Source organism: Bacillus cereus group sp. N12, from assembly GCF_016483575.1.
Lineage (GTDB): Bacteria > Bacillota > Bacilli > Bacillales > Bacillaceae_G > Bacillus_A > Bacillus_A toyonensis.
In genome coordinates this window covers 1-8,939 of the sequence record NZ_JAEHBO010000126.1, presented here as the reverse complement: position 1 = coordinate 8,939, position 8,939 = coordinate 1, and the positions used below count along the sequence as shown (strand labels likewise).

Here is an 8,939-nt window from a genome sequence, read left to right as displayed (position 1 = left end):
ATGAAACATACTCCTTCTCCGAATTTAACACCATTAGAATGGTTTAACAGATTTACTATACACGTCCATTTTCATACTGTATAATACATCTTTAATTATCAATCCATTCCTTTTGGTCTATAGAAAGGAGAGTCAAAATGGAACTTCTTCAACTAAAATACTTTCAAACAGTTGCACGATTAGAACATATGACAAAAGCCGCTGAAGAATTGCATATCGCACAGCCTTCGCTCAGCAAAACAATTGCTAGACTAGAAAAAGACTTAGGCGTTCCGTTATTTGATCGCCAAGGTCGACAAATTACATTAAACTCTTTCGGGAAAGTATTCTTAAAACGAGTAGAGCGCATTTTTCATGAATTAAGTGAAGGCGAACGAGAAATTAAAGATTTAGCTAACTTACAACAAAGCTCTATTACGCTGGCCGTTTCTATTCCAAGAATATTACCAGAACTACTCGGTTCTTTTTTACTAGAACATCCTAATGTTAGATTCCAACAGTTTCTCGCATCTACTCCTTCTATGAAACGACAACTAGATAATATAGAAATTGACTTTTGCATTTCTTCTGTGCCAATTGAAGGCGAGGAGATTATTTGGGAACCACTTATTACAGAAGAAATTTTCTTAGTCGTCCCTTCAGGCCACCGTTTATCAGGACGTGAAAGTATCTATCTTCATGAAGTAAAGGACGAACCGTTTATTAGTATGAACACTGGTTATGGATTTCGACACTTAACAGATGAATTTTGTAAAGAAGCTGGTTTCACTCCACATATCGCTTTTGAAGTAGATGAACCAACAGTGATTAGCGACCTCATTAAGCAAGGCCTCGGCATCGCTTTTGTTCCAAGTTTAACTTTATTAAAAAACTCTACTTTATCATTAAATAAATTACGTATTATTGAACCTAATTGCGAACGAACCATTGGCTTAAGTTGGTCGAAGAAACGCTACTTATCGAAAACTGCTCAGAAATTCCGTGAATTCGTGATTGACTACTTCTCCAATATTAGGTCATAAAATTATATCGATCATAACTTCAAATATATCGACGTTTCGCCAAGAAATATTGATTTATCAACAAATAACGACACAAATAGAAGGTGCCACCCCCATAGGATGGCACCTTCTATTTCTTACTCTTCTCTAATTCCATTTCAGCTAAAAGTGGTAGTACATTATCAAAAATATGCGTATTATTATTTTCGCCTGTTACGTACCCACCGTAATATCTACTAAATACATTATCATTTCGGAATGTGGCCATATGTTCATACAATTCCGTCGCAAACTTTGTATCACCTGTTTGTAGTACGTACAAAATCGTTAATCCGTAAGCAGCTGGTGATTCATAATCCACAGTTTGTTTTCCCGTTTCTAAATTATAACGGCCGTATAACTTTCCGTCCTTCTGGAACTTCTTCTTTATAAATTCCAAATAAGCAGCTGATGAAAGACCACCTAAACTACGATGGTAAGCAACGTATGATTGGTCAATAAGATTCACTTCTTTATCGTACGTAAATGTACCATCTTCCTTATACTCTTTCGGGAATGCCCAGCCATGCCTTGGATAATCCGCTAGAAATTGAACCACTTCTTGATACTGCTCAGCAGAAACTTTTCCATACTTTTTCATGTACGAGAATGCATGCGGATTTATGTATGATGTTGTTGCAAAACCACTTTGCTTCCCTGCATCCGCGTCATAATAATCAACGTAATAATTATCTTTCTTATTGTAACGAAGTACAGCATCACTCAATTGATCTGCAAGATTTTTATAACGATCTTCCTTATACATTTCATAAGCACGATATAATTGTTCTATAATACGAAGATCATCTATAAGTGCATTTGTAGCTGATTGCATTTCTCCCTTTTCAGAGACTTTCCATAAAACGATACGATCCTTATGTACAAAGTTATTTTGAACGACCTTTACTTGTTCATCAAATAACGCTTGATCATCTTTATCCAATGTATATTGTAGCCATAGCCCTGCCGATTCTGATAAAGCTTCACGGCCTTTCGCTTCCCCAGTACCTGCCTTTGTATCTTCTAAACGATAGGTGGCAAGTGTCCCATTTTCATTCACCATATGTCTTAAAATAAAATGTTCCGTACGGTTTCCTTGTAAGGCTGACCAAAATACAATTCCACCTAAGGCGATTAAGAGAATAACTCCAATCCCTATATATAAACGTTTCCGCAATCTTTTCACCTCCCTAATAAGGCTAACCTTAATTTTACCAGAACATACGTAAATTAAAAAAGACAATCTAATAGATTGTCTCCCGCATTTCTACCCCTCACAAACCTCTTTAGAAGGTCTATATAGTGATTCCACAAGTCGGTCATATTCACGACGTGTAATTTCTTTATTATACAACTTCAATAATAAATCTCTATGCTCTTTTGAAAACGCCATCTTTTTAATGACTTCAGGATACATAAAACACCCTCTCCATTTCACATAAACTTCTTCAACTACAAAACAGAACTTATGTTCGCATAAAAGATTATAAAATATTCCTAGATAAAAAACAAACAAAATATTATTAAACGTTAATTTCTTTCTATTTATAATATTCAAACATCATATTACCATATTCACTTTTTAAATACATATATATTTTTGGCAGTTTATTGAATAAATCTTCCAATTCAATCAGAAAATAATGGCAAAAAAGAAGAGGAGTATATATATGGATACCGTAACATTAGCAAGAGCGTTTTTTGGTTCTTCATTAGCATTCCACATTATCTTTGCAACACTTGGAGTCGGGCTATCTTTGATGATTTTTATAAGTGAGATACTCTATCACTGGAAGAAAGATTCCGACTATGCCATTATGGCAAAAAGATGGACAAAGGCTTTTGCTATTCTTCTCGGTGTAGCAATTCCAACTGGAACAATTGTTGGTGTACAAATCTCACTTCTTTGGCCTGGTTTCGCCAAAATTGTTGGGCAAGTTATTTCTGTTCCCTTTCAAATTGAGATTTTCGCCTTCTTTTTAGAAGCTTTATTCATGTCTATTTATGTATATGCAGCTGATAAATTACCTCCATTCATGAGATTAATCTCACTCTTTTTCGTCATGATTGGTGCCACGGCATCCGCCGTGCTTATTACATCAGCAAATACATGGATGAATACACCCGCAGGCTTTTCCATGGGGCCAGATGGATCGGTTTTTAACGTTGATCCGTGGAAAGCTTTCTTTAATCCGAGCTTTGGCACAAGCGCATTCCACGTCGTTATTACAGCCTATGCGACTGGAGCAGCCGTCATTGCCTCTATCGCTGGATTTAAATTATTAAAGAAGAATGTAAGTGAGCGTGAAGTCGCTTATCATAAAAAGGGACTACTGTTAGGACTCGTCGTGACATTTATTACAGGTGCTACGATGTGGCTTTCGGGGCACGAATCAGCAATCGCCTTACATAAGCATTCACCTGAAAAACTTGCATCTGCTGAAGCTTTATTTGAAACGACATCACATGCTCCCTTATCAATTGGCGGGGTTGTGGATCCTAACACACTTGAACTAAACTATGCGCTGGAAATTCCGAACATGCTTAGCCTATTAGTGGGACTAGACCCTAGCACCGTCGTAAAAGGTTTAAAGGAATTCCCACAAGAAACATGGCCACCATTTTACACACATACGCTGTTCAACTTAATGGTCGGCACCGCTGCCTTTACCTTTGCAGTTGCAGCAATCGCTCTCTTATATTGGTACTTCGTTTACCGAAAAAAAGGAGCCGAGTTACCAAAGTGGCTTCTTTGGGGAGCTGCCGCATGTGGACCAGTTATGATGCTCGGTATTGAATTCGGATGGATTTTCAGCTGTAGCGGTCGTCAGCCGTGGACAATTTATGGTATGCAGCGTACAGTCGATGCTTCTACACGCGCTGATTTCGTCGGTCCTTTATTTATTCTATTCATTATTTTATATATCGGACTCGGTATTTTAACAGTCTTTGTACTACGGACATTCTTTAAGAGACATCCGCTAAAGAATGATTTACATCACCAAGGAGGCGGTTCTCGTGCATGAGGAAAGCATAGCAATCATCATCTTATGGGCTCTTATTTTCGTATACAGTATATTAGGGTCCATTGATTTTGGAGCGGGTTTTTGGGGCATGGTATATGCGAAACATCCAACACTTGCTGCCAAGCTTGCTAATCGATACTTATCACCAACTTGGGAAGTAACAAATACGTTTCTTGTCTTTGTCGTTGTCGCTTTCCTTGGTTTCTTTCCGAAAGCAGCCTTTACCCTTGCAACCGTTATGTTCGTACCAGTCATGCTAATTCTAGTACTCGTTGCAATTCGTAGTACATTTATGGTATTTGCTTACTCTCTGCCGAAGTACCAACATCTTCTTCGGATTATTTCAGGTATTACAGGGCTCTTAATTCCAGCCCTATTAATTACCGTTTTACCTGTTACAGAGGGTGCCTACATTACAATGGCTGAAGGAAAAGAAGTACTCCTTTACGGAAAACTTCTTTCTAGTCCTGTTATTTATTGTTATATGCTATTCGGACTAACTTCGGAACTGTTTCTATCTTCTCTCTTTCTCGCTGATTTTGCGAGAGAGCAAGGTTCAGAAGATGCATATAGAATTTATAGAAGAAATGCCATCATACTTGGTCCTGCAACGCTCGTTACGGCAATTATAGCTCTCGTTGTAATGGACCCACAAACACACTGGCTAATGCAAGGATTAATAAAGCAATTCCCATGGTTTACAGTCTCTATCATTTTATTTGTTATCGGCTATTCCTCCCTTTGGTGGACAAATAAGAAATATAGCACACTAGGATTTCCTCGCATTGCAGTTTTAGCTGTCGTCGCTCAATATGCATTTGCAAGCTACGCTTACGGCGTCGCTCATTTACCGTATATCATTTACCCGGACGTAACTGTATTTACAAGCTTTACGACGGTCGAAACATTCTATGCGCTACTTATCCTCTACGCAATCGGGATTGCAATTTTACTACCCGGATTCATTTTCTTCTGGAATTTATTCTTGAAGGATCGAACTTTTTTAAAGGAAAAATAAACATATAAGCTGGAAATGGGGCATTATCATATATAATGTCCCTAAGTATTAGGCCCCTCTCTCGATAGTTATTTCACTACTATCTACATTTGCCTCCTATCATCAAATACACATATTCACTAGATTCAATTAAATGCCTAGTTCCTATCATTTTTTTGTGAATATACTGCTATATAAACTTGAGACAAGCTACATCCGTTCAAGGGAAAATAGAAAGGTAGGCTAACTATGAGCATTGAGATATGGATTACTATTATTGTATTCTTCTTAACGATGGTTGTTATTTTTTGGCGACCTCGTGGCTTAAATGAGGCATGGCCAGCAGCAATTGGCGCTGGTATTATCCTCATTACTGGACTTGTATCAAAGCCAGATGTCATGGACATTATAAGTAAAATCGGAGGCGCTTCCATAACGATATTGGCGACCATCGTTATGGCAGTTATATTAGAAAGCTTCGGCTTCTTCCATTGGGCTGCAGCAAAACTCGCAAATTTAGCGAAAGGTTCTGGACGCCGCCTATACTGGTACATTCAATTACTATGCTTTCTTATGACTCTTTTATTTAATAATGACGGTAGTATTTTGATTACAACCCCAATTTTAATCCTTCTTCTGAAAAATCTTCAATTAAAGCCTCATCAACAAATTCCTTATTTATTAAGCGGTGCTTTAATCGCCACTGCATCTAGTGCACCAATCGGTGTAAGTAATATCGTAAACTTAATCGCATTAAACATCGTTAATATGACTCTCTATATGCACACAGCGATGATGTTTGTACCTGCAACCTTAGGATTATTGTTTATGTCATGGCTCATGTATACTGTTTTAAAGAAAAAATTACCAGAGAAATTACCGGTTTCTTCATATGATATTGAAGAAATTTTCTTCACGAAAAATTTCCATCCATTAAAAGGAAACAATTCTGTTGATACGAAACAAAAACGTACAAAATTCATGTTAAAAGTATTAGGTTTTGTCTTCCTTATGCGCTGTCTTCTGTTCGTTGCATCCTTCTTATCTATCCCAATCGAAATCGTTGCGGTGCTAGGTTCCCTCGTTCTTCTTATCTGGAGATGGTACTACTTACGAACAAACCCTGTCGATATTTTGAAAAAGACACCGTGGCACATTTTAATCTTCGCCTTCTCTATGTACGTCATTATTTACGGGCTTCACAACGCAGGATTAACAGCCGCACTTGTGCAATGGCTCGAGCCACTTGTAAGTCAGCATTTACTCTATGCTAGCTTTGCCATGGGCGGACTTGTATCCATCCTCTCTAACGTCTTCAATAACCACCCTGCACTTATGATTGGTACAATCACATTAACAGAAATGGGGCTAGATCCAGTCACATTAAAAACAATCTACCTCGCAAACATTATTGGTAGTGACATCGGTTCACTATTATTACCAATCGGTACACTAGCTTCCCTCATCTGGATGTATATTCTGAAACAAAACAAAATTAAAGTAAAATGGAAAGATTATTTAAGCGTATCTCTCATCGTTATTCCTCTCACAACAGTCGTCACATTATTCCTCTTATACTACTGGGTACACCTCTTCTTTGCCTTATAAAGAAAACAGAAGCCCCCTTTGCTACCGTCTTAGCAAAGGGGGCTTTTTCTATAATTAAGTTAGGTACTACAGTGTGATCAATCAAGTAAAGAGGTGTAACGTGTTATTGGTATAAATGACTACCAGTATCTTTAAATTCTTTCGCCTTCTCTTTCATTCCTTTTTCAATTGCTTCTGTCGTTTCTAAGTCATTTTCTTTCGCATATTCACGAATATCATGTGAAATTCTCATACTACAAAACTTCGGTCCACACATTGAACAAAAATGAGCTGTTTTCGCTCCTTCTGCTGGTAACGTTTCATCGTGATACTCCATCGCACGTTCAGGATCTAAAGACAAATTAAATTGATCGCGCCAACGAAATTCGAAACGTGCTTTTGAAAGTGCGTCATCACGCTGATGAGCCGTTTTATGCCCTTTCGCAAGATCAGCCGCATGTGCTGCAATTTTATACGTTATAACCCCTTCTCGAACATCATCTTTATTTGGTAAACCTAAATGTTCTTTCGGCGTTACATAACAAAGCATCGCCGTTCCAAACCAGCCGATCATTGCTGCTCCAATTGCGGATGTAATATGGTCATATCCTGGTGCAATATCTGTCGTTAGCGGCCCAAGTGTATAAAATGGCGCGCCCTGACAAATATCAAGTTCTTTCTCCATATTTTCTTTAATTAAGTGCATCGGTACATGTCCAGGTCCTTCAATCATAACTTGCACATCATGTTTCCAAGCGATTTTCGTCAATTCACCAAGTGTTTCAAGCTCCGAGAACTGCGCTTCGTCATTTGCATCTGCAATCGAACCTGGACGTAATCCATCTCCAAGCGAGAATGAAACATCGTACTGCTTCATAATTTCACAAATCTCTTCAAAATGAGTATATAGGAAGTTTTCTTTATGATGGAATAAACACCACTGTGCCATAATCGAACCACCGCGTGAAACGATACCTGTCGTACGTTTTGCAGTAATTGGAATATAACGAAGTAATACACCAGCGTGAATCGTAAAGTAATCAACGCCTTGCTCCGCTTGCTCAATTAACGTATCACGGTACACTTCCCACGTTAGATCTTCTGCAATTCCGTTTACTTTCTCAAGTGCTTGATAAATAGGTACAGTTCCAACCGGTACAGGAGCATTACGTATAATCCATTCACGCGTCGTATGAATATTTTTACCTGTAGATAAATCCATAATCGTATCTGCACCCCAGCGCGTTGCCCATGTCATCTTCTCTACTTCTTCTGCAATAGAAGAAGATACAGCAGAGTTTCCGATATTTGCATTTACCTTCACATGAAAGTTACGTCCGATAATCATCGGTTCTGCTTCCGGATGGTTAATATTCGCTGGTAAAATCGCACGACCTTCTGCAATTTCCTTACGAACAAACTCAGGCTCCACTCCTTCACGAATCGCAACATACTCCATCTCAGACGTAATAATGCCATTACGCGCATAGTGCATTTGCGTAACATTTGCACCTTCCTTCGCTCTAAGCGGCTTACGATCCATTTGCGGGAAAATAGGTGTATGTTTCGAAGCCACTTTCACACCGTCATCCTCTGGTTTTACTTCACGCCCTTCGTATGCCTCTACATCCCCGCGCTCCATGATCCAAGAATGACGCGGCGCCTGCAATCCCTTTTCCAGCTCCACTTTATACTCAGGATCTGTATAAGGTCCACTCGTATCATACACACGGATAGGCGGATTTTGGACACCATTCGTATCGCTTTGTGCAATCTCACGCATCGGTACTTTCATACCTTCCCGTGGTCCATCTACATACACTTTCTTACTTCCTGGTAAACTCGATTTCAATTCAATTTGCTCAGCTGAAACAGATTGTTTCATAACCTTTGTTGCCCCCCTGTACGTGACAAGGACGAGATATGGCCAGCGTATGCCAAAACAAAAAGAGCCAGGTCCATAAAAAAATAAGGACCTGGCTCATAAAAGACATCATTATGTAAAGCCGTTAACTTCCCTACGCTGGTACGAGCCAGATCAGGTCCAAAGGGTTAAGAAGTTCACACGCTTCTCTCTCAGCCTACGCATACGTTAGGCACCCCTAGTTTATCACTGATTTAATTTTCAATACTTTCCCATCATACACGATAATCTGAAAAATGCAAAGGTTATTTATTTTCCGCTTACGGAATCATCCAAGTTAAATAATAAGCCTGTACATACGTCATAATACCAACAATAATAACGAAGAACAAACTATGCTTAACTGTAAAACGGAACAAATCCGA

Annotated in this window: 8 protein-coding genes and 1 riboswitch; of the genes, 4 read left to right on the top strand and 4 right to left on the bottom strand. The window is 38.8% G+C overall.

Going from position 1 to position 8,939, the window contains the following annotated elements:
* Positions 1-137: 137 nt before the first annotated feature.
* Complete coding sequence (locus JDS92_RS28520; protein WP_199632933.1) at positions 138-1,022, top strand: LysR family transcriptional regulator; 885 nt, start codon at positions 138-140, stop codon at positions 1,020-1,022.
* Positions 1,023-1,131: 109 nt separating this feature from the next.
* Here JDS92_RS28520 and JDS92_RS28515 read toward each other — a convergent pair whose 3' ends face one another.
* Both JDS92_RS28515 and JDS92_RS28510 read right to left on the bottom strand, forming a co-directional pair.
* Positions 1,132-2,217 carry a transcriptional regulator gene (locus tag JDS92_RS28515; RefSeq protein WP_199632932.1) on the bottom strand — a complete coding sequence of 362 codons (1,086 nt, stop codon included), beginning with the start codon at positions 2,215-2,217 and terminating at the stop codon, positions 1,132-1,134.
* Between the two features lie 90 nt (positions 2,218-2,307).
* The gene (locus JDS92_RS28510; RefSeq protein ID WP_000283176.1) at positions 2,308-2,457 is read right to left on the bottom strand and encodes a hypothetical protein; all 150 of its coding nucleotides are present in this window, start codon (positions 2,455-2,457) and stop codon (positions 2,308-2,310) included.
* A 253-nt stretch (positions 2,458-2,710) separates the two neighbouring features.
* On the opposite strand from JDS92_RS28510, the gene cydA reads away from it, so the two are divergent.
* The 3 genes from cydA (at position 2,711) to JDS92_RS28495 (ending at position 6,671) form a co-directional block, all read left to right on the top strand.
* Positions 2,711-4,066 (top strand): cytochrome ubiquinol oxidase subunit I, encoded by a 1,356-nt coding sequence (cydA, locus tag JDS92_RS28505; RefSeq protein WP_087970391.1) that lies wholly within the window; start codon positions 2,711-2,713, stop codon positions 4,064-4,066.
* On the top strand, positions 4,059-5,084 hold the full coding sequence (locus tag JDS92_RS28500; protein ID WP_000544171.1) for a cytochrome d ubiquinol oxidase subunit II: 1,026 nt from the start codon (positions 4,059-4,061) through the stop codon (positions 5,082-5,084). The genes cydA and JDS92_RS28500 overlap by 8 nt, the downstream gene beginning before the upstream one ends.
* A 228-nt stretch (positions 5,085-5,312) precedes the next feature.
* Positions 5,313-6,671, top strand: a complete 1,359-nt coding sequence (locus JDS92_RS28495) for an arsenic transporter (protein ID WP_087970389.1) — start codon at positions 5,313-5,315, stop codon at positions 6,669-6,671.
* 103 nt (positions 6,672-6,774) lie between these two features.
* Here JDS92_RS28495 and thiC read toward each other — a convergent pair whose 3' ends face one another.
* Entirely contained in the window at positions 6,775-8,535 is a 1,761-nt protein-coding gene (gene thiC / locus JDS92_RS28490; RefSeq protein WP_199632931.1) for a phosphomethylpyrimidine synthase ThiC, read from the bottom strand.
* A 113-nt stretch (positions 8,536-8,648) separates the two neighbouring features.
* Positions 8,649-8,764: riboswitch (TPP riboswitch) on the bottom strand.
* Between the two features lie 70 nt (positions 8,765-8,834).
* A partial coding sequence (locus tag JDS92_RS28485; protein WP_199632930.1) for an L-lactate permease occupies positions 8,835-8,939 on the bottom strand: 105 nt, incomplete at its 5' end.